The organism is Actinomycetospora sp. CA-101289, assembly GCF_050955895.1.
Lineage (GTDB): Bacteria > Actinomycetota > Actinomycetes > Mycobacteriales > Pseudonocardiaceae > Actinomycetospora.
This window is the reverse complement of the sequence record NZ_CP192093.1, coordinates 2,530,311-2,555,344: the sequence shown is the minus strand read 5'-3', so window position 1 is coordinate 2,555,344 and position 25,034 is coordinate 2,530,311. Positions and strand designations below refer to the sequence as shown.

General features: G+C 75.8%; 17 protein-coding genes. 7 read left to right on the top strand and 10 right to left on the bottom strand.

Translation table 11 applies throughout. The features are described 5' to 3' along the window. Nucleotides 1–60 precede the first annotated feature (60 nt). The 3 genes from glgX to nhaA are packed head-to-tail and all read left to right on the top strand — an operon-like array spanning nucleotide 61 to nucleotide 6,487. Entirely contained in the window at nucleotides 61–2,274 is a 2,214-nt protein-coding gene (gene glgX / locus ACQPX6_RS12695; RefSeq protein WP_433787676.1) for a glycogen debranching protein GlgX, read from the top strand. Continuing rightward, a complete protein-coding gene (gene treY / locus ACQPX6_RS12690) occupies nucleotides 2,271–4,601 on the top strand; it encodes a malto-oligosyltrehalose synthase (RefSeq protein WP_433787675.1) in 2,331 nt (776 codons plus the stop codon). The genes glgX and treY overlap by 4 nt, the downstream gene beginning before the upstream one ends. A gap of 8 nt (nucleotides 4,602–4,609) precedes the next feature. Then, complete coding sequence (gene nhaA, locus ACQPX6_RS12685) at nucleotides 4,610–6,487, top strand: Na+/H+ antiporter NhaA (protein ID WP_433787674.1); 1,878 nt, start codon at nucleotides 4,610–4,612, stop codon at nucleotides 6,485–6,487. A gap of 4 nt (nucleotides 6,488–6,491) precedes the next feature. Here nhaA and ACQPX6_RS12680 read toward each other — a convergent pair whose 3' ends face one another. The 4 genes from ACQPX6_RS12680 to ACQPX6_RS12665 all read right to left on the bottom strand — a co-directional run bounded on the left by ACQPX6_RS12680 (nucleotide 6,492) and on the right by ACQPX6_RS12665 (nucleotide 10,552). After that, nucleotides 6,492–7,142 carry a ferric reductase-like transmembrane domain-containing protein gene (locus ACQPX6_RS12680; RefSeq protein WP_433787673.1) on the bottom strand — a complete coding sequence of 217 codons (651 nt, stop codon included), beginning with the start codon at nucleotides 7,140–7,142 and terminating at the stop codon, nucleotides 6,492–6,494. Continuing rightward, complete coding sequence (locus tag ACQPX6_RS12675) at nucleotides 7,139–7,321, bottom strand: hypothetical protein (protein ID WP_433787672.1); 183 nt, start codon at nucleotides 7,319–7,321, stop codon at nucleotides 7,139–7,141. The genes ACQPX6_RS12680 and ACQPX6_RS12675 overlap by 4 nt, the downstream gene beginning before the upstream one ends. A 65-nt stretch (nucleotides 7,322–7,386) precedes the next feature. Beyond that, entirely contained in the window at nucleotides 7,387–7,677 is a 291-nt protein-coding gene (locus ACQPX6_RS12670) for a hypothetical protein (RefSeq protein WP_433787671.1), read from the bottom strand. Nucleotides 7,678–7,723: 46 nt separating this feature from the next. Continuing rightward, a complete protein-coding gene (locus ACQPX6_RS12665) occupies nucleotides 7,724–10,552 on the bottom strand; it encodes an ATP-binding protein (RefSeq protein ID WP_433787670.1) in 2,829 nt (942 codons plus the stop codon). 115 nt (nucleotides 10,553–10,667) lie between these two features. Between ACQPX6_RS12665 and ACQPX6_RS12660 the strand changes: the two genes are divergently transcribed. Further along, nucleotides 10,668–11,477, top strand: a complete 810-nt coding sequence (locus ACQPX6_RS12660) for an intradiol ring-cleavage dioxygenase (protein ID WP_433787669.1) — start codon at nucleotides 10,668–10,670, stop codon at nucleotides 11,475–11,477. Nucleotides 11,478–11,481: 4 nt separating this feature from the next. Here ACQPX6_RS12660 and ACQPX6_RS12655 read toward each other — a convergent pair whose 3' ends face one another. Next, the gene (locus ACQPX6_RS12655) at nucleotides 11,482–12,480 is read right to left on the bottom strand and encodes an aldo/keto reductase (RefSeq protein ID WP_433787668.1); all 999 of its coding nucleotides are present in this window, start codon (nucleotides 12,478–12,480) and stop codon (nucleotides 11,482–11,484) included. Between the two features lie 155 nt (nucleotides 12,481–12,635). Beyond that, a complete protein-coding gene (locus tag ACQPX6_RS12650; RefSeq protein WP_433787667.1) occupies nucleotides 12,636–13,394 on the bottom strand; it encodes a hypothetical protein in 759 nt (252 codons plus the stop codon). 154 nt (nucleotides 13,395–13,548) lie between these two features. Here ACQPX6_RS12650 and ACQPX6_RS12645 point away from each other — a divergent pair, with 154 nt between their 5' ends. Further along, nucleotides 13,549–15,678 (top strand): sensor histidine kinase, encoded by a 2,130-nt coding sequence (locus ACQPX6_RS12645; RefSeq protein WP_433787666.1) that lies wholly within the window; start codon nucleotides 13,549–13,551, stop codon nucleotides 15,676–15,678. After that, nucleotides 15,675–16,316, top strand: coding sequence for a response regulator (locus ACQPX6_RS12640; protein ID WP_433787665.1), 642 nt, complete (start codon nucleotides 15,675–15,677; stop codon nucleotides 16,314–16,316). The genes ACQPX6_RS12645 and ACQPX6_RS12640 overlap by 4 nt, the downstream gene beginning before the upstream one ends. A gap of 6 nt (nucleotides 16,317–16,322) precedes the next feature. On the opposite strand, the gene ACQPX6_RS12635 is transcribed toward ACQPX6_RS12640, so the two are convergent. Next, nucleotides 16,323–21,533, bottom strand: a complete 5,211-nt coding sequence (locus ACQPX6_RS12635; protein ID WP_433787664.1) for a SpoIIE family protein phosphatase — start codon at nucleotides 21,531–21,533, stop codon at nucleotides 16,323–16,325. Nucleotides 21,534–21,661: 128 nt separating this feature from the next. On the opposite strand from ACQPX6_RS12635, the gene treZ reads away from it, so the two are divergent. Continuing rightward, complete coding sequence (gene treZ, locus ACQPX6_RS12630) at nucleotides 21,662–23,395, top strand: malto-oligosyltrehalose trehalohydrolase (protein WP_433787663.1); 1,734 nt, start codon at nucleotides 21,662–21,664, stop codon at nucleotides 23,393–23,395. Between the two features lie 41 nt (nucleotides 23,396–23,436). Here treZ and ACQPX6_RS12625 read toward each other — a convergent pair whose 3' ends face one another. Genes ACQPX6_RS12625 through ACQPX6_RS12615 form a run of 3 tightly spaced genes read right to left on the bottom strand, consistent with a single transcriptional unit; the run spans nucleotide 23,437 to nucleotide 24,996 of the window. After that, entirely contained in the window at nucleotides 23,437–24,051 is a 615-nt protein-coding gene (locus ACQPX6_RS12625) for a protein-L-isoaspartate(D-aspartate) O-methyltransferase (protein ID WP_433787662.1), read from the bottom strand. 1 nt (nucleotide 24,052) lies between these two features. Beyond that, the gene (locus ACQPX6_RS12620) at nucleotides 24,053–24,571 is read right to left on the bottom strand and encodes an STM3941 family protein (RefSeq protein WP_433787661.1); all 519 of its coding nucleotides are present in this window, start codon (nucleotides 24,569–24,571) and stop codon (nucleotides 24,053–24,055) included. Next, nucleotides 24,568–24,996, bottom strand: coding sequence for a CoA-binding protein (locus ACQPX6_RS12615; RefSeq protein ID WP_433787660.1), 429 nt, complete (start codon nucleotides 24,994–24,996; stop codon nucleotides 24,568–24,570). The genes ACQPX6_RS12620 and ACQPX6_RS12615 overlap by 4 nt, the downstream gene beginning before the upstream one ends. Between the last annotated feature and the right edge of the window lie 38 nt (nucleotides 24,997–25,034).

The window sequence follows — 25,034 nt, the reverse complement described above, 5'->3', positions numbered from 1 at the left end:
TGCGCACCGGGCACTCCTCGTCTCGTGCCTGACCACCCCGCACCCCTCGGAGGAAGCCCGATGCAGCCCTGGCCCGGCACGTCCTATCCCCTGGGGGCGACCTACGACGGGGCCGGGACGAACTTCGCGCTGTTCAGCGAGGTCGCGCAGAGCGTCACGCTGTGCCTGTTCGACGCGGACGGCACCGAGACCTGCGTCCCCCTCCCCGAGCGCGACGGGTTCGTCTGGCACGGCTACCTGCCGGGCGTCGTGCCCGGCCAGCGCTACGGCTACCGCATCGACGGGCCGCACGACCCGGCGCAGGGGCTGCGCTGCAACCCGGCGAAGCTCCTCATCGACCCATACGCCAAGGCGATCGACGGCAGCCTGGGGTCCACCTACGCCTGGGACGAGTCGCTGTTCGGGTACCGGTTCGACGCCCCCGACGAGGTCAACGACGCCGACTCGGCGGCCCACGTGCCGAAGGCCGTGGTGATCAACCCGTTCTTCGACTGGCACGACGACCGGCCGCCGCACACGCCGTACCACGAGACCGTGATCTACGAGGCCCACGTCAAGGGCCTGACCACGCTGCACCCCGAGGTCCCGGAGCAGATGCAGGGCACCTACTCCGGTGTCGCGCACCCGGCGGTCATCGCGCACCTGCAGCGGCTGGGCATCACGGCCATCGAGCTCATGCCGGTGCACCAGTTCGTGCACGACGACGCACTCGTGCAGCGCGGTCTGCGCAACTACTGGGGCTACAACACGATCGCCTTCTTCTCCCCGCACTACGGCTACGCCTCGGTGGGCATCACGGGCAACCCGGCGCCCGGCGCGCACGTGCAGGAGTTCAAGGCGATGGTGCGCGACCTGCACGCCGCGGGCATCGAGGTGATCCTCGACGTCGTCTACAACCACACCGCCGAGGGCAACCACCTGGGCCCGACGCTGTCCATGCGCGGCATCGACAACCAGTCGTACTACCGCCTCGTCGAGGACCAGCCGCAGTACTACATGGACTACACGGGCACCGGGAACTCGCTCAACGTCCGGCAGCCCCACACCTTGCAGCTGATCATGGACTCGCTGCGCTACTGGGTCACCGAGATGCACGTCGACGGCTTCCGGTTCGACCTCGCCTCCACGCTGGCCCGCGAGTTCTACGACGTCGACCGGCTGTCCACGTTCTTCGACCTCGTCCAGCAGGACCCGGTGATCTCGCAGGTCAAGCTCATCGCCGAGCCGTGGGACGTCGGCCCCGGCGGCTACCAGGTGGGCAACTTCCCGCCCGGATGGACCGAGTGGAACGGCAAGTACCGCGACACCGTCCGCGACTTCTGGCGCGGCACCCCGGGCACGATGGGCGAGTTCGCCGCGCGGCTCACCGGGTCGTCGGACCTCTACCAGGACGACGGCCGGCGGCCCTACGCCTCGATCAACTTCGTCACCGCGCACGACGGCTTCACGCTCAACGACCTCGTCTCGTACAACGAGAAGCACAACGAGGCCAACGGCGAGGGCGGCCAGGACGGCGCCGACGACAACAACTCGTGGAACCACGGCGTCGAGGGCCCCACCGACGACGCCGAGGTGCTCGAGCTGCGCCACCGCCAGCGGCGCAACTTCCTCACCACCCTGTTCCTCTCGCAGGGCGTGCCGATGCTGCTGCACGGCGACGAGATGGGCCGCACCCAGTACGGCAACAACAACGGCTACTGCCAGGACTCGGAGATCTCCTGGATGGAGTGGTCGCCCGAGAAGGCCGACTCCGAGCTGATGGACTTCACCTCCTCGCTCTCCGAGCTGCGCGCCTCCCACCCGGTGTTCCGCCGCCGGCGCTTCTTCAACGGCCGGCCCATCCGCCCGGCCCTGGGCGCACAGGGCACGGAGGTCCAGCGCGACATCGCCTGGTTCGCCGCGTCGGGCGAGGAGATGACCGACCAGGACTGGGAGTCCAGCGACGCCGGCGTGCTGACCGTGTTCCTCAACGGCGACGGCATCCTCGAGAGCGACCCGCGGGGCCAGCGCGTCGTCGACGACACGTTCCTGCTGATCTTCAACGCCCACCACGAGGACTGCGAGGTCACCCTGCCCGGCAAGGGTCACCCGCACCGCTGGGGCACGGTGCTCGACACCGCCACGGGCCACGTCGTGGTGGGCACGGCGCGCACCACGCAGACGTGGAACACCCCGGCCCTGCCCGAGGACCTCGACGACCACGTGGGCGGCGACGTCCTCACCGTCCCGTCCCGCTCGATGCTGCTGCTGCAGCGCACGGACCGGGCGGCATGAGCATCCCCACCTCCACCTACCGGCTCCAGCTCTCCCCCGACCAGCCGTTCGCCGCGGCCCGCGAGCTCGTCGGCTACCTCGACGCCCTCGGGGTGGGGACGCTGTACTGCTCGCCGATCCTGCAGGCCGCGCCCGGCTCCACCCACGGCTACGACGTCGTCGACCCCACCCACGCCAACGACGAGCTCGGCGGCGAGGCGGCCCGGCGCGACCTCGTGGCCACGCTGCGCGCCGCCGGGCTCGGCGTGCTCGTCGACCTCGTGCCCAACCACATGGGCGTGGCGGTGCCCGCGGCCAACCCGTCGTGGTGGTCGCTGCTGCGCGAGGGCCCGGACTCGCCGTACGCCGCCTGGTACGACGCCGACCTCTCGCAGCCGCTGCTGATCCCGGTCCTGGGCTCCCCCGAGGACGTCGAGGCGCTCACGCTCTCCGACGACCGCGACGAGCTGCACTACTACGAGCACCGCTACCCCGTCGCCCCCGGCACGGGCGACGAGGGCAGCGCGCAGGAGGTGCACGAGCGCCAGCACTACCGGCTCGTGCACTGGCGGCGCGGCAACACCGAGCTCACGTACCGGCGCTTCTTCGACGTCTCCGACCTCGCCGCGGTCCGCGTCGACGACCCGGAGATCTTCGACGCCACCCACGCCGAGGTGCTGCGCTGGCGCGCGGCGGGCCAGCTCGACGGCCTGCGCATCGACCACCCCGACGGCCTCACCGCGCCGGGGGCGTACCTGCGGCGGCTGCGCGCGGCGCTGGGTGACGACGCGTGGCTGCTGGTCGAGAAGATCCTCGGTCCGGACGAGGCGCTGCCCCTGTCCTGGCCGGTGGACGGCACGACGGGCTACGAGGCGCTGCGCGAGGTGCAGGGCCTGTTCGTCGACCCGCGCGGCGAGGCGCTCGTCGACGCCGTCGCCGCCGAGCACACCGGGGTGCGCGAGGGCCTGTCCACCGTCGAGCACACGGCGCGGCGGCTGGTCACCGACGAGATCCTCGTGGCCGAGATGCGCCGGATCGCCAACCTGGTGCCCGGGGGCGGCGACGACGAGAAGGTCCGCGACGCCGTCGCCGAGCTGCTCAGCTCGTTCCCGGTCTACCGCTCCTACCTCCCCGAGGGGCGCGCGGCGCTCGACCGCGCGGTGGACACGGCGTCCACGGCGCGCCCGGAGCTCGCGGACACCGTCCGCACGATCCACGCGGCCATGATCGCCGAGCCCGACGGCCACCTGGCGCGCCGCGTCGAGCAGACCAGCGGCATGGTCACGGCCAAGGGCGTCGAGGACACCACGTTCTACCGGTGGAACCGCTTCGTCGCGCTCAACGAGGTCGGCGGGGCGCCCGACCGCTTCGGGGTGTCGCCGGCGGAGTTCCACGCCAAGGCGGCGGCCCGCGACGCGGCCACCCCGGCCACGATGTCGACGCTGTCCACCCACGACACCAAGCGCTCCGAGGACGTCCGGGCCCGCCTGGCCGTGCTCAGCGAGCTCACCGCCGAGTGGGGCGCGTTCCTGCGCACCGCGGCGGCGCGGCATCCCCTGCCGTCGCCGTCGCTCGAGCTCCTGGCGTGGCAGTCGGTGCTCGGGGCGTGGCCGATCACCGAGGAGCGCCTCGCGGGCTACCTGACCAAGGCGTCCAAGGAGGCCAAGCTCGTCACCGCGCACGTCGACGCGGTACCCGAGGTCGACGAGGCGATCGCGGCGTGGCCGGGCCAGGTGCTCGCCCACGCCGAGGCCGTCGCGGAGATCGAGGCGTTCGTCGCGCAGATCGACGCGCACGGGCGGGCCAACGCGCTGGGCCAGAAGCTGCTGCAGCTCGCGGGGCCGGGCGTGCCGGACGTCTACCAGGGCACCGAGTGCTACGAGTACTCGCTGGTCGACCCCGACAACCGCCGGCCCGTCGACTTCGCCCTGCGCCGCCGGCTGCTCGAGCGCCTCGACAGTGGCTGGGTGCCGGAGTTCGACGGGGACGACGACGACCGCGCGGCCACGAAGCTCGCCGTGGTGTCCGCGGCGCTGCGGCTGCGGCGCTTCCGCCCGGAGCTGTTCACCGGGTACGCGCCGCTGCCGGCGTCCGGGCCGGCGGCCGACCACGCCGTGGCCTTCGCCCGCGGGGGTGCGGCCGGTCGCGAGCGCCTCGTCGCCGTGGCCACCCGGCTGCCCGTCGGGCTGCGGGCCGCCGGCGGCTGGGGCGACACCTCGCTGCCCCTGCCCGGCGGCGCCGACGACTGGACCGACGTGGTCACCGGGCGTCCCGTCGAGGGCGGCGCCCCGCTGCTCACCGCCGTGCTCGACCTCTACCCGGTCGCGCTCCTCGTCCGTCCTGCTTGAGTCCCGGCATGGCCGACGTCACGGAGAGCCGCCCCCGGTGGCACGGCGCCCTCGAGCGCATCGCCCAGGCCCGCCGGGGCGACGCGAGCGAGTCGCTCGCCGCCGTGTTCGTCCTCGTCGCGACGGTGCTCGCCCTGGTGTGGGCGAACTCCCCGTGGAGCGACACCTACGACGCCTTCTGGCACACGCGGCTCGCGATCTCCGTCGGCGACGTGGGCATCGACCTCGACCTGCAGCACTGGGTCAACGACGGGCTGATGGCGCTGTTCTTCTTCGTCATCGGCCTGGAGGTCAAGCGCGAGTTCGCGATGGGCGAGCTGCGGGACCGGTCCAAGGCCGTGGTCCCGCTCGCGGCGGCCCTCGCCGGGCTCGCCCTGCCCGCGGTCCTGTTCCTCCTGCTCAACCCCGGCGGCGAGCAGGCGTCGGCGTGGGGCGTCGTGATCTCCACCGACACCGCGTTCCTGCTCGGGGCCCTCGCCGTGGTCGGGCCACGCCGGGCCGAGCGCCTGCGGATCTTCCTGCTGACCCTCGCCGTCGCCGACGACGTCGGCGCGCTGGCGATCATCGCGCTGGTCTACACCGACGAGCTGCGCGTGCTGCCCCTGGTCATCGCCGGGGTCGGACTGCTCGCCGTGTTCCAGCTGCGGCGCCTGCAGGTCTGGCGCGGCGGCGCCTACCTGCTGATCTCCGTGATCACCTGGGTGGCGTTCTACGCGTCCGGCGTGCACGCGACGCTCGCCGGGGTGCTCATCGCGCTGCTGCTGCCCGTCTACCCCCCACGCCGGCACGAGGTCGAGCGGGCGGCCGAGCTGACGCGGGCGTTCCGCCAGTCGCCCAACCCCGAGTACGCCCGCTCCGCCCGGCTCGGCCTGGAACGCGCGGTGTCGGTCAACGAGCGCCTCATGCGCCTCTGGCAGCCCTACACCGCGTTCATCATCGTGCCGGTGTTCGCGCTGGCCAACGCGGGCGTCCCGCTGACGGCCGAGACGCTGCAGGCAGCCGCGACCTCGCCGCTGACCTGGGGCGTCGTGCTCGGCCTCGTCGTCGGCAAGTTCGTCGGCATCAGCGGGGCGACGGCGGTGATGGCGCGGCTGCGCCCGGGCAGCATCGCGCCCGGTCTGACGGCGACCCAGGTCGGCGGCGGCGCGGCGCTCTCGGGCATCGGGTTCACGATCTCGCTGTTCATCGTCGACCTGGCCCTCCCCGACCCGCTCCTCGCCGACGAGGCGCGCGTGGGCGTGCTCGCCGCGTCCGTGATCGCGCTCGGGCTCGGCGCGCTGGTGTTCCGGGTCGGCGCACGCCTGCGTCCCGAGCCCTTCGACGTGTCCTCGGTGCTCCTGCGCACGGTCGACCCGCGCCGCGACCACATCCGCGGGCCGGTCGACGCGCCGCTGACGATCGTCGAGTACGGCGACTTCGAGTGCCCGTTCTGCAGCAAGGCCACCGGCTCCACCCGCGAGGTGCGGGCGTACTTCGGCAACGAGGTGCGCTACGTGTTCCGCCACTTCCCGCTCGAGGACGTCCACCCCAACGCCCGCCTCGCCGCCGAGGTCGCGGAGGCCGCGTCCGAGCAGGGCCGGTTCTGGGACGTGCACGACACGTTCTTCGCCCACAGCGACGCCCTCGACCGCGAGAGCCTGCTGGGCTACTGCGCCGACCTCGGCCTCGACGTCGACCGGCTCGAGGACGACCTGCGCGACGGCGAGGTCACCCGCCGCGTCACCGACGACCAGATCGACGCCCGCGGCAGCGAGCTGCCCGGCACCCCCACCTTCTTCCTCGGCATCCGCGGCTCGCGCCCCCGGCGCCACCTCGGCCCCTACGACGCGAAGACGCTCATCGCCGCGCTCGAGCAGATGCGCGAGCGGATGCGCGAGGCCCCGTAGCCGATCACGGACGGGGCGGGCGCGCCTCGGGGTTGATGGTTGGCTGCTGCCCCGTCGCGTGGTCGGCGGCGCGCCGGGCCTCGACCGGGTCGGTGCGCCCGCGGCCGGCGAGCGGGAGCGCCGGGCGCCGCCGCGCCGCCCGCCGCTGGATCAGCGACGCGACGACGAGGGCGGTCGCGAGCAGCGGCACCACGAGCGTCCACCAGGTGCCGCCGCGGAACGACGCGTTGGCGACGGCGTGCGCCACGGCCACCGGGAAGCAGACGTAGGCGCTCCAGTGCACGACCAGCCACGCGCGCTTCGAGAGGTACCGCCGCAGGCTGCTGGAGATCACCACCGCGAGGAGCAGGTCCAGCGCGACCGCGCCGAGCCCCACCGGCCACGGGTTGAACGACGCCGTCCCGGGGACGACGAGGTGGTACCAGCGCAGCGGCAGGTAGGGCGTGACCAGCACCGCCACGACGTGCAGCGCCACGAAGACCACGGTGATCAGCGCGAGGTTGCGGTGCAGCGCCACCACCACGAACCGCGGCAGGGCCTGGGTCGCGGCGCGGCTCAACGTGGTGTTGTGCAGTGCGCCGAGGGCCAGCACGACGCTGAGCAGCAGGAGGGCGACGAGCCCGAGGGCCCGCGAGACGTTCCAGAGCTCGATCACCAGCGGTACTCGGCCGTGGTCACCCGGGGCACGTCCGCCGCCGTCGACGACGCCGAGATGCCCGCGTGCAGCGCCACCACCAGCACGGCGGCCGCCACCGTGATCCACGCGGTCAGCTCGACGATCGTGCGCTTGTTCTGCTCGTGCGCGACGGCCTTCGCGCTGCGCGGACCCGACACCCTCGACCTCCCGCCTCGACTTCCCCCAGGATGACCGATCGCGGAGTGTGGTCGGCGGGAGGCCGTCAGCCGACCGGTGCGAGCACCCAGCTCCGGAGCACCTCGAGGCCCAGCATGCGCGACGGCCCCTGGGGCTCCGGCCCGATCACCTGAGCCAGCGCCGGGCCGAGCTTCTCGGCGAAGAAGCGGTCGGCGTGCTCCTTCGACGTCCAGACGGTGATGATGCGCAGCTCCCCGTCCGCGGTCCGCCCGCACCAGCGCGCCTCGAGCCCCGCGGGCTCGCCGGTCCGCGCGATCACCGCGTCGAACTGCTCGACGGTCGTCAGCGGCGGCGTCGCCACCCCGATCCACTCCATGTCGTCCTCCTCGTCCCCGCGGCCCGGATCGGCCGCACGGACGACGCTAGGGAGCCGCGCCCCCGCGGCCATCCGCAGGACCACGGAGGCGGCTACGTACCTCCCACCCGGCGATCTGGCTCCGCGACGTGAACCCGAGCTTGGTGAGGATGTGCTGGACGTGGGTCTCGGCCGTGCGCTCCGAGATGCCGAGCCGGGACGCGATCCGCCGGTTCGTCAGCCCGTCGGCGACCAGCGCGGCCACCTCGGCCTCCCGCGAGGTCAGGTCGTGGCGCGGGTCGGGCCGCAGCCGCTCGACCAGCGCCGCCGTGCGGTCGACGTACGCGGCCATGCCGAGGGCGCGGGCGAGCCGGTCGGCGTCGACCGCGGCGGCGGCGGCGCGCTCGCGGTCCCCCGGCTCGCCGCGCTCGTGCAGGGCGACCGCGAGGTGGTACCGCGCCTCGGCGACGAAGCCGGGCGCGCCGGCCCGCTCCGCGGCGTCCACCGCCGCGGTGAGGTCGTCGACGGCCGCGTCGGGGCGGCCGAGGTCGAGGGCTCCGCGCCCGAGCGCCAGCTCGACCGGGCCCAGGAAGAAGACCCCGCTGCCGGCGGCGTACCCGCCGCGGAACGGCTCGAGGTGCTCGAGCAGGACGGCGAGGTCGTCGCGGAGGCCGAGCTCGCCGCAGATCGCGGCCGCCGAGGCCCGGGCGGACAGCACGAAGAAGACCGGCAGCGACCACGAGGCGACCGGGCCGGCCTGCTGGTACGACGCCGCGGCCTCGTCCCGTCGCCCTGCGGCCAGGAACAGGGCCGCGTGGGCGATCCGGAACTGCGTCCGGAACCGCGGGGGCGGATCGAAGACCGCGGCGAGGAACCGCTGCGCCTCCGGCCGGACCCCGACGTGGCGGGACAGGGCGGTGTGGAGGCCGAAGAACGCCCCGGTCGCGGGAGCGGGCTCCACCGGGCGCATGCGCTCGAACCCGCGCCCGGCCGCGGCCGCCGCCTCCTCGTACCGGCCCTGCGCCTGCGCGACGCAGGCGCCCACCCGGTCGAGGTGCCAGGCCGGGACCGGCCCGCCCACCCCCTCGGTGGCCACCCGGAGGACGGCGAGCTCGTCGGCCGCGTCGCGCAGGCGCCCCTGCTCGACCAGTGTGTCGATCCGCCAGAGCTCGCCCCACATCGCGCTGCGCGCGCTGCCGGTCCGGCGACCGAGAGTGATCATCTCGGTGGCGAGGTCCGCGCGCTCCCCGCGGCCGGGAGGACCGGGGCAGGCCTCGTGCCGGGCGCGCAGCGCGGCCGAGAGCGCGCCGTCGTCGCCGCTGTCCCGGGCCAGGGCCAGGGCCTGCGCGCTCAGCGCGGTGACGCGCTCCTGGTCGCCCGCGTAGAAGGCCAGCTGGCTGCGCGAGGCGAGCAGGCGGGCGTGCAGGGCGTCGTGCTCCCCGACGGCCGGCCCCGCGAGCGCCTCCTCGACGAGCGCGGTGGCGACGGCGTTCACCGCCGCGTCGGGCACCGCCTCGAGCACCAGCGCGGCCTCGGCCAGCAGGTCCGGGCGGCCCGCGATCCGCGCGGCCTCGCCGGCCCGGGACGCGGCCTCCACCGCGGCGCCCACCTCCCCCGCCGCGCCCAGGGCCCGGCCGAGCGCCGCGGCCAGGGCGCTCCGCTCGCCCGCCGGCAGCACGTCGGGATCGATCGCGAGGGCCACCCGGTAGAGCCGGGCGCCCTCCTCGGGCGCGCCGCGGGCGACGGCGTCGGCGGCCGCGCGGGCGGTCCACGCGCGGGCCCGGGCCGCCTCCCCGTGGGGCGCGAGCTCGCGCCAGTGCCGGGCGATGTCCGCGAGGTGCTCGGCGAGGTCCCCGGCCGCCCGGGCCTCGATCGCCTCGGCGACCGCACGGTGCCGCGCGACCCGCTCGTCGGTGGACAGCGAGGCCTCGACCGCGTCGCGGGTCAGCGCGTGGACGAAGCGGTGGTCGCCCGGCCCCGTCTCGTCGACGAGCCCGTGGGCCCGCACCTCGTCGAGCCACCCCACGCACGCCGCGGGTGGCTCGCCGAGCGCCGCGGCGATCAGCCCGAGCGAGAAGTCCCGCCCGACGACCGCGGCGGCCTGCACGAGGCGCCGCGCGCCGGGTCCGAGCCGGTCGAGCCGGGCGGTGACCACCTCGAGCACGGAGCGGGGCGGTCGGTCGGGGCGCCAGGAGCCGTCGGCCATCGCCCGCGCGACCTCGCGGACGAACAGGGGGTTCCCGCAGGTGACGTCGAGGAGCCGGCGCGCGGTCGCGTCGTCCGCGGCGTCGCCCAGCTGGGCGCGCACCTCGCCGAGGTCGAAGCCGTGCAGGTCGACGCGCTCGGCACCCGGCGCGCCCGCGAGCTCGGGCAGCACCCGCGGCAGCGGGCTCCCCGGGTCGGCGTCCCGATAGGCGGCGAGCAGGAGCACCCGGAGCCCGCCGAGGGCCGGGGCGACGTGGCGCAGGACGTCGAGCGACGGCTCGTCGCCGCGGTGGACGTCGTCGACGACGACGAGGAGCCCGTCCCGCGCCCCGGCCGTCCCCAGGGCGGCGAGCACGTCCTCCACCACGCGGAAGCGCTCCTCGGGCGCCGACCCGTCGCCTCCCAGCACGCCGACGTCCGCGCCGAGGCCGCGCAGCACCTGGCGCCAGGGCCAGAACGCCGGCGCCCCCTCGGCCTCGGCGCACCGCCCCCACGCGACCGCCACCCCGCGCGCCAGCGCCCGGCCGGCGAGCTCCTGGGCGAGCCGCGTCTTGCCGATCCCCGGCTCCCCCGCGCACAGCACCAACCCGCCCGTCCCGGCGCGCGCGGCGTCGAGCCGGGCCTCGAGCAGCGCGAGCTCCCAGCGCCGGCCGACCAGCACCGCGCTCGCGGTGCCCGGCGCCGTGGTCACCCGGCGCAGCATCCCGCACGCCGCCGGGCCGGGCCAGGTCCCGCGCTCAGCGAGGGCACAGGAAACGCGACCATCCTGGGCGCCGCCCACCCCCCGCGCGACCCCCGGAGCGTCGATGACCACCCCGTCCGGACCGCACGACCACGACGCCGGCCTGCGCGCCGACCTGCCGCGGCTGCTCGGTCGGCGCCGGGCCCTCGCACTCCTCGGCGGTGCGGGCCTCGCCGGCCTGGCCGCCGCCTGCGCGCCCCCCGACCGTCCCGGGCGGGGCGAGGCGGGCGGGCCCGGTGGGGCCGTCGAGTCCGGGTCGCCCGGCGAGATCCCCCAGGAGACCGCCGGCCCGTTCCCCGGCGACGGCAGCAACGGGCCGAACGTGCTGCAGGAGGCGGGCGTGGTCCGTCGCGACATCCGCCCGAGCTTCGGCGCGCTGACCGGCGTCGCCGAGGGCGCTCCGCTCACCCTCGACCTCACGGTGACCTCGGCGGCCGGCGTCGCCCTGCCCGGCGCCGCGGTGTACGTGTGGCACTGCGACCGCTCGGGCGCCTACTCGCTCTACGACGTCGCCGACCAGAATTACCTGCGCGGCGTCCAGGTCGCCGACAGGGACGGCCGGGTGACGTTCACCAGCATCTTCCCGGCCGCCTACGCGGGACGCTGGCCGCACGTGCACTTCGAGGTCTACCCGGACCTCGCGCGGGCGACCGGCGGCGACGCCGCGATCACCACCTCGCAGCTCGCGTTCCCCGAGTCGGTGTGCCGGCAGGTGTACGCGCTGTCCGGCTACGAGGACAGCACCGGCAACCTCGACGACGTCACGCTGACCGACGACACCGTGTTCGCCGACGGCGTGGACAGCCAGCTTGCACGGATGGGCGGCGACCCGGCCACCGGCCTGGTCGCCGCGCTGACGGTACCCGTGGTGTGACCGGTCAGCGGTCGAGCAGCGTCGCGTCCGCCGGCGAGAGCCGGTCGGTGATCGTGTTCTTCTGGTGCCAGTAGGGGTAGAGCAGCGGCGTCGCCGAGACCTCGTCGAGGCGGGCGACCTCGTCGTCGGTGAGCGCGAGCTCGGCGGCCGCCAGGTTGTCGGTGAGCTGCTCCTCGGTGCGGGCCCCGATGACCAGCGAGGTCACGCCGGGCTTGCGCAGCAGCCAGGCGTTGGCCACCTGCGCGACCGAGACGCCGTGGGCGTCGGCCACCTCCGCGGCGACCTCGATGATGTCGTAGAGCCGCTCGCGGTCGTGGACCGGCGGCTCGGACCACTCGCCGAGGTGGCGCGAGGTCTCCGGGTCGTCCTGGCCGCGGCGGAACTTGCCCGAGAGCAGGCCGCCCGCGATCGGGCTCCACACGAGGATGCCGAGGCCCTGGTCGACCGACACCGGGACCAGCTCGTTCTCGGCCTCGCGGGCCTGCAGCGTGTAGTGGATCTGCTGGGAGACGAAGCGCTGGTACTCCCCGCGCTCGGACACCCCGAGTGCCTTCATGATGTGCCAGGCCGAGTAGTTCGAGCACCCGATGTAGCGGATCTTGCCCTTGCTGACGAGGGTGTCGAGCGCCTCGAGCGTCTCCTCCAGCGGCGTCACGCCGTCCCAGCCGTGGAGCTGGTAGAGGTCGATGTGCTGCACGTCGAGGCGGCGGAGGCTGTCCTCGACGCTCTTGACGATGTGCTGGCGCGAGGCGCCGCCGTCGTTGGGCCCGTCGCCCAACGGGAAGCGGCACTTGGTGGCGAGGAACAGGTCGTCGCGGTGGTTCTTGGTGGCCTGCCCGACGATCTCCTCGGACACGCCCGCCGAGTACATGTCGGCGGTGTCGACGAGGTTGACGCCGTGGTCGACGCACAGGTCGATCTGGCGCGTGGCGCCCTCGACGTCGGTGGCGCCGAGCTTCTCGAACCCGCCCCTGCCACCGAACGTCATCGTGCCCATGGTCATCGTCGAGACCTTCAGTCCCGACCGTCCGAGCGTGCGGTACTCCATGCCGGACGGTTGCCCCCGGCCGGGCGGGGCGGAACGTGAGATGAGCGAAGGGCCCCTTCGCTCGGTCTACTCGAGCGACGGGGCCCTTCGGTCAGTACGCGGAGCCACCGTCAGTCGCGCACCGCCAGGTCGGGGCGCACCGCGAGCAGGAGACCCAGGACGCCGTAGCCGACGACGAAGTGCCCGCCGGCGATGACCGAACCGACCGCCGGGCCGAGCAGCGCCATCGCGGGCAGCGCGACGAAGATCCAGGTCTCGGCGACCACGGGCCACGCCCGCAGGGCGCCGCGCCAGCGGCCGGCGACGGCGACCTTCACGCCCAGGATCGCCATGCCCAGCATCGACAGCGGCCAGAACGGGTCGAGGGCGGTCGCCGCGGCGCTCCACTCGCCGCCCATCGAGGGCAGGGTCAGCAGCGACTGGACGGTGGCGACGGCCAGGACCACCGACTCCACGACGATCACGGCGCGGGCCAGGCGCGAGGTGCCCGTGGCCCGCGTCCGCCACATGGCGGCGAGCAGGCAGAACACGCCGAGCTGGAAGAACACCCCGGACAGATCGATCACGAAGCGGCCGGACCCGGTCTCCTCGCCGCCGTAGAGCATGAACGGGACGGCGTAGGCGGTGGCGCCGACGGCGAGACCGGCACCGAGCAGCCGCAGCCGCCCGGTCCCGGCGCGGGCCCCCGGGCTCCCGGAGCCGGGCGACACCACCGCGGAGGTGACCGGGGCGTCGGTGCGGGCACGGGCGGGCGTGGTGCGGACGGTCGTCATGGCGGGCTCCCGGGAGAAGCGGTCGGTGCTGAAGCGGTCGGTGCTGAAGCGGTCGGTGCTGAAGTGGTCGGCGATGAGGCGGTCGGCCTGGGGCATGGCGAGGACTCTGCGCGGCCGGCGGTCCTGCCCGGCAGGGCCGCGCGCCCCGCGCCGGTCCCGACGTCGTCCCGACCACCCGGGACACGGATCGGGACCAGGAGGGGACGCCGACGCGGGGACACCGACCGCCCGACCTGCAACGATCGTCCGCGTGCGATCCACGGCCGAGCGCCCCGCGAGCGCCCCGGTGCCGGTGATCGGGCACGGGTCCCCCGAGCACTCCGGGTCCTCGGCCGGCCCGGACACCGGCCGCCGCCGCGACGTCGCGCTGGCCCTCGCCGCACTCGCCGGGCTGGCGGTCGCCGCCGTCGTCGTCGCGCTCGAGGTGCGCCACCGCGACGTCGTCGTCGCGGTCGGCGAGAGCGGCGGGATCGCCGACATCCTCCCCGGCCTCGTCCTGCTGTTCTCGGGGCTGCTCGTGCTCCGGGGCGCCGACCGCCGGGGCCGGCCGGTCGGGCGGGTCCTCGCCGTCGCCGGGGCGGGCTGGCTCGCGACGGCGCTCGCCCAGGGCTGGCTCGTCGAGGCGGTCGCGGTCAGCCCCGGCCTGCCGGGCGCCTCCTTCGCGTACGCGGTCGGCGCGCGCTACGGCTCCTTCCTGCTGCTCGCGCTGCCGCTGGCGCTGCTGCTGTTCCCCGACGGCCGGCCGCCGCGGGGCCGGGTCGGCCGCCCGCTCGCGGTCGCGAGCCTGGCGGGCACCGCGCTGCTGCCGGTCAGCCTGCTGTTCGTGCCCGCGGCGGTCGTCGTGGCCCGCGCCGGGGGCGTGCTCTCGCCCGTCGAGTCGGCGCTCGACCTCGACCCGCACCCGATCGCGCTGCCGTTCTGGCCGGTCGTGCTCGACGTCGCGTTCGCGCTCGTGCCGCTGGGCATGGTCGTGCCGTTCGCCGTGATCGCGGTCCGCTATCGGCGGGCGACGGGGCGGCGGCGCCTGCAGTTGCGCTGGCTCGTCTGGGCCGGCCTGGTCGACCTGATCGTCATCGGCGTCGGTCTCCTGCTCGCCGAGCCGTGGCCGACGGTCGCCCTGCTCGTCGCGATCACGGTCACCTGCGGCGCGATCGTCACCGCGGTGGTCCGCGAACGCCTCTACGAGATCGACCGGCTGCTGCCCACGACGCTGGTCGCGGTCGCGCTGGCGCTGCTGGTGCTCGCGGTGGACGGGGTCGTGCTGCTGGTCGCCGGCGCGGCCTTCGACGACCGCGACTCGGCACTGGTCGCGGTGGCCGTCGTCGCGGTGCTCTACACCCCGCTGCGCTCCCGGCTCTGGCGCGCGGCGCGGCGGCTGACCCGCGGGTCGCGCGACGACCCGTACGCCGCCGTCGCCACCCTCGCCGGGCGGCTGGAGACCGCGGTGGCGCCCGGCGAGCAGCTCGCGGCCCTGGCGCGCTCGGTGGCCGAGGCGTTCAAGCTGCCGTACGTGCGCGTCGAGATCGACCGCGCCGACGGGGCGCGGGCCGTCGTCGAGCACGGGCACACCGACAGCCCCACCGTGGAGCTCCCGATCCGCTACCGCGAGGAGTCGATCGGACGGGTCGTGGTGGCCGAGGGGCGCCGGCTCTCCGAATCCGACCAGCGGCTGCTCGGCGACCTGCTGCGCCAGGCCGCCGGGGCCGCGCGGGCCGGCGCGCTCTCGGCGTCGCTGCAGAGCGCCCGCGAGGGTCTCGTCACCGCCCGCGAGGAGGAGCGGCGGCGCCTGCGCCGCGACCTGCACGACAGCCTCGGCCCCGGGCTGGGCGCCGTGACCCTGCGCATCGAGACCGCCCGGGGCCTCGCGGCCCGCGACCCCGGGCGCGCCGACGCGGTGCTCGAGCAGGCCGTCGCCGACGTCGGCGCGCTGCTCACCGACGTCCGCCGCCTCGTGCACGACCTGCGCCCGCCCGCGCTCGACGAGCTCGGCCTGCTCGGCGCGCTGCGCACCCTGGCCCGGCGGCTGTCGACCGAGGAGCTGGTGATCGCCGTCGACGGCGAGCCCGGCGAGCTCAGCGCGGCCGTCGAGGTCGCCGCGTTCCGGATCGCGTCCGAGGCCCTCACCAACGTCGTGCGCCACGCCACCGCGAGCTGCGCCGAGGTCACCCTGGAGCGCGGCGAGGACCGGCTGGTCGTCACCGTCGCCGACGACGGCCGCGGGATCGGCGCGGACGTCGTCGCCGGGGTGGGCAGGCTGTCGCTGCGCGAGCGCGCGGCCGAGCTCGGGGGGCGCACCACCGTCACCTGCCCGCCCGGCGGGGGCACGGTGGTCAGCGCCGACCTGCCGTGCGCCGTGACACCGAGGGAAGGGGACGCGTGATCCGGGTGGTGCTCGCCGACGACCACCCCGTCTACCTGGACGGGCTGGCCGGGCTGCTCGCGACGGTGGAAGAGGTCGAGGTGGTGCGCACGGCCACCGACGGCGCCGCCGCCGTCGAGACCGTGGCCACGCTGCGCCCCGACGTCGTCGTCATGGACGTGCGGATGCCGGTGCTCGACGGGATCGCCGCCACCCGGCGCATCGTCGACGCCGACCCGGGCGTCGGCGTGGTCGTCCTGACCATGAGCGAGGAGGACGAGACGCTCTTCGCCGCCCTGCGCGCCGGGGCCCGGGGCTACCTGCTCAAGGGCGCCACGAAGGCCGAGATCGTGCGCGCCGTGACCGCGGTCGCCGAGGGCGACGCGATCTTCGGGCCGGCGCTGGCGCGGCGGGTCGGCGAGTTCCTCGCGCCGCGCGCCGCCACCGTCGACGTCTTCCCCGAGCTGACCTCCCGCGAGCGCGAGGTGCTCGACCTCGTCGCCGCGGGCCGCGCCAACCCGCAAATCGCCTCGGCGCTCTTCCTCTCCCCCAAGACCGTGCGCAACGTGGTGTCGGCGATCTTCACGAAGCTGCACGTGGCCGACCGCGCCGAGGCGATCGTCCGGGCCCGCGAAGCCGGGCTCGGCCGGGGCGGCTAGGCCGGCTCAGGTCCCGTCGGGCATCGACAGCGCCAGCACCCGCGCCGCCGCGCTCCCCGGCTGCGTCCGCAGGTCCGCCGCGGCGCCGCGCCCCCGCGCCCGCTGCAGGGCCTCGAGGACCAGGCCGACGCCGGCGCTCGCGAGGTGCCCGACGGCGCGCAGGTCCAGCACCACCCGCGCGCTGGCCGCCACGGCCTCGAGCAGGGCCTCGCGGCAGCCGGACACCGCGACGAGGTCGAGGTCGCCGCGGACGACGAGCCGCCGGGTGCCGGCGTCGTCCTCGACAGTGAAGGTGGCCGGCGTACCCGCAGGGGGTGGCGGCTCCACGGCGTCCGGGACCTCGTCACCGCTGTCCGCGGCCGGCGGCTCGGGGTCCTCCTCGGGTCCCCCGGCCTGCTCCGGCACGAGCAGGAAGCGCACGCGCGTCCCGCCGTCGGGCTGCGAGATCACCTCGGTCTCGTCGGTGAGCTCGCGCACGAGCGTGAGGCCGCGGCCGCGGTAGCCGGGGTCCGCGGGCACCGGCCGCCAGGTGCCGTGGTCGCGCACGACGACCTCGACGGTGCCGTCGTCGCAGCGCGCGACGCGCACGTCGACGACGCCGTCCTCGTCGTCGCGGTAGGCGTGCTCGACGGCGTTGGTGGCCGACTCGCCCAGCGCGAGCTGCAGGTCGTCGAGGGCCACGTCGGGCAGGGCCGAGGTCCGGGCCCACGCCGCGACCCGCCGGCGCATGGCGCCCAGCGACTCGGGGCGGGCCGGCAGGTGCAGCTCCAGCGGGGCCGGCAGCAGCCGGGCGACGACGAGCGCGACGTCGTCGGTGCGGGAGCCGAGCTCGTCGAGCAGCATCGTGGCCAGCGGCTCCGGCCCGTCCTCCCGGTGCCGTTCGACGGCGTCGGCGAGGCGGGCGAGCCCCTCGTCGAGGGACTCGCCGCGGCGCTCGACGAGCCCGTCGGTGTAGAGCAGCAGGGTCGCCCCCGGCTCGAGCTGGGCGACGGCCTCGCCGTGGCCGCGCCGGTCGGGCGGCAGGCCGAGCAGGGGGCCGTGCCCAGCGGGGTCGTCGAGGTAGCGCACGGGCGAGCCGTCGGCCGCGACGAGCAGCGCGGGCAGGTGCCCGGCGCGCGCCCACCGCAGCTCGCCGCGGTGCGGGTCGAGGACCAGGCACATCGCGGTCGACGCGCGGGCGCCCGGGATGCGCGCGGTCAGCCCGTCGAGCAGCCCGAGCGCCGCGGCCGGGCCGTGCCCGGCGAGGAGGTAGCCGCTCAGCGCCGTGCGCAGCTGGCCCATCACCGCCGCGGCGGCCGTGCCCTGCCCGACGACGTCGCCGACGGCCACCGCGACGCGCTGGTCGTCGAGCTGCACGACGTCGTACCAGTCGCCGCCGGCCTGGGTGCCGGTCGCGCCGGGCAGGTAGCGCACGGCCAGGCCGAGGCGGTCGATGTCGGGCAGCGCCTGGGGCAGGAGGCTGCGCTGCAGGGTGTCGGCGATCTGGTGCTCGGCGCGGTAGAGCCGCGCCCGGTCCAGCGCCATCCCGCACGGCTCGGCCAGCGCCATGAGCGTGTTGCGCTCGGTGCGCGAGATGCGGGCGCGGTCGAGCAGCCCGACGCCGATGGCCCCGACGGTGGTGCCCGCGGCGACCAGCGGCAGCGCCATCGCCCCGCGCACGCCCGCCTCGCGCAGCACCCCCACCACGGCGGGGTCGACGTCGTCGGCACGCTCGCGCCCGTCGGCGCCCTCGCCGAGCAGGTCCCCGTCGGTGCCGCCGAGCAGCCACAGCGGCTCGCCCCCGCCGACCGCGGCGCTCACCAGCGTCGGCGGCTCCCGCCCCGGCTCGGCCGACGGGGCGTCGTTGTTGCGCGCCGCGAGCGGGACCAGCGACCCGTCCCGGGGCTCGTACTCGAACACCGCGACGCGCGCGGAGCGCCCGAACAGGGCCTGGAGGTGCTCGACGGTCACCTCGGCCACCTCGACCGGCGTGGCGGCGGCGGAGAGCTCGGTGGTCGCGCGCTGCAGCAGCGCCAGCCGGTCGGCGGTGGCCCGCTCCTCGGCCAGCAGCAGAGCGTTGTCCAGGGCGAGGGCGGCGCGGTCGGCGACCTCGCCCACCAGCGCCCGGTCCTCGTCGGTCCAGCCCGGCGCGTCGGCGTGCCGGCGCAGCGACAGCACCGCCACCGGACGGTCGCGGACCAGCAGCGGCAGCGCGAGCGTTCCGTCGACCATGACCTCGGCCCGGCACGCGACGGCCTCGCGTTCCTCGGCGAGGACCGTGTCCGAGGTCGCCGCCGACGTCCCGCGGGTGGCCGACGGCGAGTTCGCCGGCGGCGTCCCGGGTCCCGCGCCCGGGGCGGAGCCCGTCGACGGGACGGCGACGCGGCCCCCGCCGATCCGCTCCTCGTCGTCGACGGAGCGCACGGTGGCGTGCTCCGCGAGCCCGACGTCGACGAGCAGGTGGACGAGGCGCTCGAGGCGGTCGACCACCTCGGGCTCGCCGTCGAGCTCGGCGCCCACACGGGCGAGCAGGCGCTGGCGGTCGGCCTCGAGCGCGCGGGCGTTGACGTCCACGCAGCTGCCGACCCAGCCCGACACACCGTCCTCGCCGGGCAGCGGCACGGCGTGCTCGACGACCCGGCGGTGGGCGCCGTCGGCGCGCCGCAGGCGGAACTCGACCTCCCAGCCCTCCCCGGCCGCCATCGCCGCGCCGGTGACCTCCCGGTAGCGGTCGCGGTCGTCGGGGTGCAGGGCGTCCTGCCAGCCGTCGCCGTGCTCGTCGGCCTCCTCGCGGCCGGTGAACCGCCGCCAGCCGGCGTTGTGGAACACCCGACCGCCGTCGGGGTCGGCCGCCCAGATCATCGCCGGCGCGAGGTCGGCCATGGCCGTGAACCGGTCCTCGGCGCGGCGCCGTGCCCGCCCGAGCTGCAGGTGGGCCTCGACGCGCGCCCGCAGCTCGGGGGCGGTGAACGGCTTGACGAGGTAGTCGTCGGCCTGGGCGGCGAGGCCCTCGACGGCGGCCTCCTGGCCGGCGCGCGCCGAGAGCAGCAGCACCGGCACCCGCGCGGTGCGGTCGTCGGCGCGCAGCGCGGCGAGCAGGGACAGGCCGTCGCGTCGCGGCATCATCACGTCGGAGACGACCAGCTCCGGCGGGTCCGCGAGCGCGCTCCGGAGGGCGTCCTCGCCGTCGGCGACGAGGCGGACGTGGTGGCGCGGCCGGAGCAGGCGCTCCAGGTACGCCCGCATGTCGGCGTTGTCGTCGGCCACCAGGATCCGTCCGCCCGCGGGGCCGGGCGCCGCCGCCGCGGTGATCACGTCGGCGGTGGTGTCGCTCGGCGACGGGGTCGGCGGACCGTCGTCCGGGGGCTCGGTGTCGGGCAGCCAGCGCAGCGCCTCGGCCACGAACGACTCGGCGTCCGGCGAGGGCGGCGGCGGGACGTCGGAGGTCCGGTCGGGGTCCTCCGTGTCGTCCACGATCCGCTCGGCGGGCAGGTGCGCGCGGCCGAACGGGATGGTGACGGTCATGGTCGTGCCGACGTCGGGCGTGCTCTCCGCGCGGATCTCGCCGCCGTGCAGCGCGACCAGCTCGCGGACCAGGGCCAGGCCGATGCCGCTGCCCTCCCCCGAGCGCGCCGGGGTGCCCGCGACGCGGTGGAAGCGCTCGAACAGCCGCGGCAGCTCCTCGGCGGGCACGCCGACGCCGGTGTCGATCACCTGCAGCACCGCGGCGTCCTCGCGCGCCCCGACGCGGACCTCGATGCGGCCCTCGACGGTGAACTTCAGCGCGTTCGAGAGCAGGTTGAGGACGACCTTCTCCCACGCATCGCGGTCGAGCAGCACCGGGCGGGACACCGCCGGGGTGTCGACGACGTACTCGAGCCCGGCGCGGTCCATCGCCGAGCGGAACACCCCCGCCAGCTCGCCCGTCGCCGCCCCGAACTCGGTCGACACGTACCGGGGCTCGAGCCGGCCGGCCTGCAGGCGCGAGAAGTCGAGCAGGCTGTTGACCAGCCGGCCGAGCCGCTGCCCGTTGCGGTGCACCACCTCGAGCTCGGCGCGCCAGCGCTCGGGGTCGATCTCGTCGGCCGCCCGCAGGTCCTCGACCGGGCCCATGATCAGCGTCAGCGGGGTGCGGAACTCGTGGCTGACGTTGGAGAAGAAGTCGGTCTTCGCCCGGTCGAGCTCGGCCAGCGCCTCGGCGCGGCGGCGCTCGGCCTCGTAGCTGCCGGCCCGCGCGAGGCCCGCGGCGATCTGCCCGCCGACCAGCTGGAGGAAGCTCGAGAGCCGGTCGTCGAGGGGCCGGTGGGGGTTCGCGCCGACGACGAGGACGCCGGCGGTGCCGGGCCCGGAGGCGCCGTCCGGGCCCTGTCCGGGTGCGGCGGGCAGGGGCACGAGCACGGCCTGCGAGGGCGGGTGCTCCCACGCGCCGACCGGCACGTCGGGCCCGCAGCGCGCCGCGAGGTCGTCCACCACCGTGGTGGTCCCGCCCGCGGCCCGATCCAGCGGCCAGGGGCCGTCGCCCGGCGCGATCACCTCGGGGGCCGTGGCCGAGCCCGGCTCGGCGCCCGCGCTGGCCGCGAGGCGGGCGGTGCCGTCGTCCTCGTCGAGCAGGTAGACCAGGCCGAACGGCACGTCGCGGTCGTTCTCGCGCAGCACGCGCTCCGCGGCCCCGAGGACGTCGGCCTGGGTGCGGGCGGTGGCCATGGCGGTGGCGAGGTCGCGCAGCGTGGCCATCCGCCGGTCGCCGACGACGCGGTCGGTGTTCTCGGTGACCACGCAGAGCATCCCGCGCACGACGCCCTCGTCGTCGGCGAGCGGGCTGTAGGAGAACGTGTGGTACGTCTCCTCGGCGTAGCCGCTGCGCTCGAGGAACAGCAGCAGGTCCTCGTCCCAGGTGGCCACCCCGGTCTCGAGCACGGAGTCGATGCGGGGCCCGATGTCGGCCCAGATCTCCGACCACATGACGCGCGCGGGCTTGCCCAGCGCCCACGGGTGCTTGGACTGCAGCGTGTCGCGCCAGTAGGCGTCGTTGTAGAACACGGTGAGCTCGGGGCCCCACGCCATCCACATGGAGAAGCGCGTGGTCAGGAGCGTGCGCACGGTGGTGCGCAGCGGGGTGGGCCAGGCGTCCGGCGCCCCGACCGGCGTGGTCGCCCAGTCGACCTGCGCCATGTCCGCGCCGACCCGGCCGCCCCCGCTGAAGAGGGCACCCGCGTCGGGGGTGGTTCCCGTGCTCATGTCACCGCCTCGCGCACGTGTCGGGCCCGGTCGTCCTGCCGTCGTGGTGTGACGGCCCGGGCCCCGGCGCCCATCATCCCGGCCGACGGGTAGGCATGCGCGACCGACCCGTCGGGAAGGATGCGCGGGTGGCACACGAGTTCGCGGTGTGGGCCCCCGACCGCACGTCGGTCGGCCTGGTCCTGGACGGCCGTACCGAGGCGATGACCCCTGCTTCGGACCCGGACGCGGACGGGTGGTGGTCACTCACCGTCGACGACGCCGGCCCCGGCACCGACTACGCGTTCTCCCTCGACGGGGGCGACCCGCTGCCCGATCCGCGATCACGCTGGCAGCCCCACGGTGTGCACGCTCCGTCCCGCGTCGTCGAGGTGGAGCCCTCCCCCGCCGACGCCGCCTGGACGGGCCGGTCGCTGCCGGGCGCGGTGGTCTACGAGATGCACGTCGGCACGTTCACCCCCGGCGGCACGTTCGCCGCCGCCGAGGAGCGGCTCGACCACCTCGTGGAGCTCGGCGTCGACTTCGTCGAGGTCCTGCCGGTCAACGCCTTCGACGGCACGCGGGGCTGGGGCTACGACGGCGTCCTCTGGTACGCGGTCACCGAGAACTACGGCGGGCCGGCGGCGTTCCGCCGGTTCGTCGACGCCTGCCACGCCCGCGGCCTGGGCGTCGTGCTCGACGTCGTCTACAACCACCTCGGGCCGTCCGGGGCCTACCTCGACCGGTTCGGGCCCTACTTCTTCGGCGAGAACGTCTGGGGCCCGTCGCTCAACCTCGACGGCCCCGGCTCGGACACCGTGCGGTCCTACATCCTCGAGAACGTCACGATGTGGCTGCGCGACTTCGGCGTCGACGCCCTGCGCCTCGACGCCGTCCACGCCCTGCGCGACGCCCGCGCGGTCCACCTGCTCGAGGAGATGTCCCAGCACGTGGCCACTCTGTCGGCGCACCTGCGCCGCCCGCTGACCCTCATCGCCGAGTCCGACCTCAACGACCCGCGGCTGATCACCCCGCGGGAGGCGAACGGCTACGGGCTCGACGCGCAGTGGTGCGACGACATCCACCACGCCCTGCACTCCACGCTCACCGGCGAGACCCAGGGCTACTACGGGGACTTCGGGGAGCCGGCGACGCTGGCCGGGGTGCTGCGCCAGCCGTTCCACCACGCCGGGACGTGGTCGTCGTTCCGGGGGCGCACCCACGGGCGCCCGGTCGACGTCCTCACGACGCCGGGCCACCGGTTCCTGGCCTACCTGCAGGACCACGACCAGGTGGGCAACCGGGCCGCGGGCGACCGGCTGTCGGCGTCGGTCTCCCCCGGCCTGCTCGCCTGCGGCGCCGCGCTGGTGTTCTGCTCGCCGTACACGCCGATGCTGTTCATGGGCGAGGAGTGGGGCGCCCGCACGCCCTGGGCGTTCTTCGTCGGGTTCGAGGACCCGGCGCTGCAGGACGCGGTGCGCGAGGGCCGGCGCGGCGAGTTCGCCGAGCACGGTTGGGGCGCCTCCGACGTCCCCGACCCGACGGCGCTGTCGACGTTCGAGGACTCGCGGCTGGACTGGACCGAGCCCGAGCGCGAGCCCCACGCCTGGCTGCTCGGTGTGCACCGCGAGCTGATCGCCCTGCGCCGCGCTCACCCGGAGCTCGTCGACCCCCACCTCGACCGGGTCCGGGTGGACCTCGACGCCGAGGCGCGCACGCTCGTCGTGCACCGGGGGACGCTGCGGCTGGCGGTGAACCTGGGCGCGTCGCCGGTGACCCTGCCCGTCGCCGCCCGCGAGGTGCTCTACGCCCCGTCCGGCGTGGACACCGCGACCGACTCCCTGACCCTGCCCGCGGAGTCCTTCGCCCTGGTACGTGCGTGATCTTCTGAGCTGTAGCTCAGAAGATCACGCACGTAGGCCGGTCAGAGCAGGGGCACGAACGACACCGCCATGAGCGTCTCGGTGCGCCCGTCGCGCCGGACGCGCACGAGGTCTCCGTGGCGTCCGTGGCCCACGGGCCCGACGAGCACCCCGTCGTCGGTGAGCTGCTCGACCAAGGCGGGCGGCACCTCGCCCTCGGCCATGGCGGCCACGGCGATCGCGTCGAACGGGGCGCGGTCCGGGGCACCCCGCCGGCCGTCGCCGTGCCGGACCTCGACGTCGTGCCCGGTGGCCCCGAGCGCGGCGCGGGCCCCGGCGGCCAGCGAGGGGTGGTACTCGATCGTGATCACCTCGCGGGCCAGCCGCGACAGCACCGCCGCCGCGTACCCGCTGCCCGCGCCCACCTCGAGGACGCGCTCGGTGCCACGCAGCCCGAGGGCCTCGGCCGTCGCGGCGACGATGAACGGCGCCGAGATCGTCTGCCCGCACGCGATCGGGAGTGGCCTCCGGCCGTAGGCCTGCCGGGCGCGGTGGGCGGGGACGAAGCGGTGCCGCGGGACCGCCGCCATCGCGGCGAGGACGCGCTCGTCGGTGATCCCCTGTTGCCGGAGGTCGGCGATCATCGCGCGGCGCCGTCGCTCGTGGTCGGTGCGCACCTCACACCGCACCCGGCCGGAGGCGCTCCAGCTCCTCGGCGACCTCGGCGGCGGGCAGCGGCAGGACGGTCGGCGGCAGGACGACGGGGCTGCCGAGGCGGCCCGCCTGGGTCCGGGCGACGCGGGCGCGCGCCGGGGTGGCGCGGGAGAGGACGGCCTCGGGGTCGCGAACGCCGATGACGAGCATCCCGCCGCCCCGCCCGGCCAGGACGTCGATCGCCCCGACCTCCGACCAGGGCAGGAAGCCGGCGGCGACGATCGACCCGCCGTCGTCGACGCCCTCGCGGGTGACGACCAGCAGCGGGCGGCCCCGCACCAGGCGCAGCACCGCCCGCACCGCGCCGACGGCGAAGAACACGACGAGCACGGCGCCGAGCACCAAGCTCGCCGTGCCGCCCGCCAGCAGCAGCCACACCCCGGCGGCGATGCCGACCAGCCCGGTGGCCAGCGCGACCACGGCCGGGGTCTGCGGCGCGCGGATCTCCAGACGGTCCGGCTCGCGGGTGACGGCGGGGCTCACGGACACCACCTCCGGTGCTCGGCGCGCAGGTCACGGTCGGCGACGACGACCAGCCCGAGCGCGCGGCCCCGGGCGACGGCGCGCTCGGTGACGGCGGGGTCGGCGACCCCGGACGGCAGCCACGCCGCCCCGCCCCCGGCCGCGGCGACCTCGTCGAGCACCGCGTCCCACGCCGCCGGCGCCCGGAACACGACGGCGAGGTCGGGGGCGGGCACGTCGCTGAGCAGCGGCGCGCAGAGCCGGCCGAGCGTCTCGACGACGTGCGGGTTCACGAGGTCGACGGTCCAGGCCGTGCGGTCGAGCAGGTAGGCCGCCATGCGGAAGCTGGGCCGGTTGAAGCGGTCGGACACGCCGAGCACCGCGACGCGCCGCACCCGGGTCAGCAGCGCGCCGACCGCGGCGTCGTCGAGCAGGTCGGCCTCCACGCCCCCAGTCTCCCGCAGCATCTCAGGCTTGCGGTGCA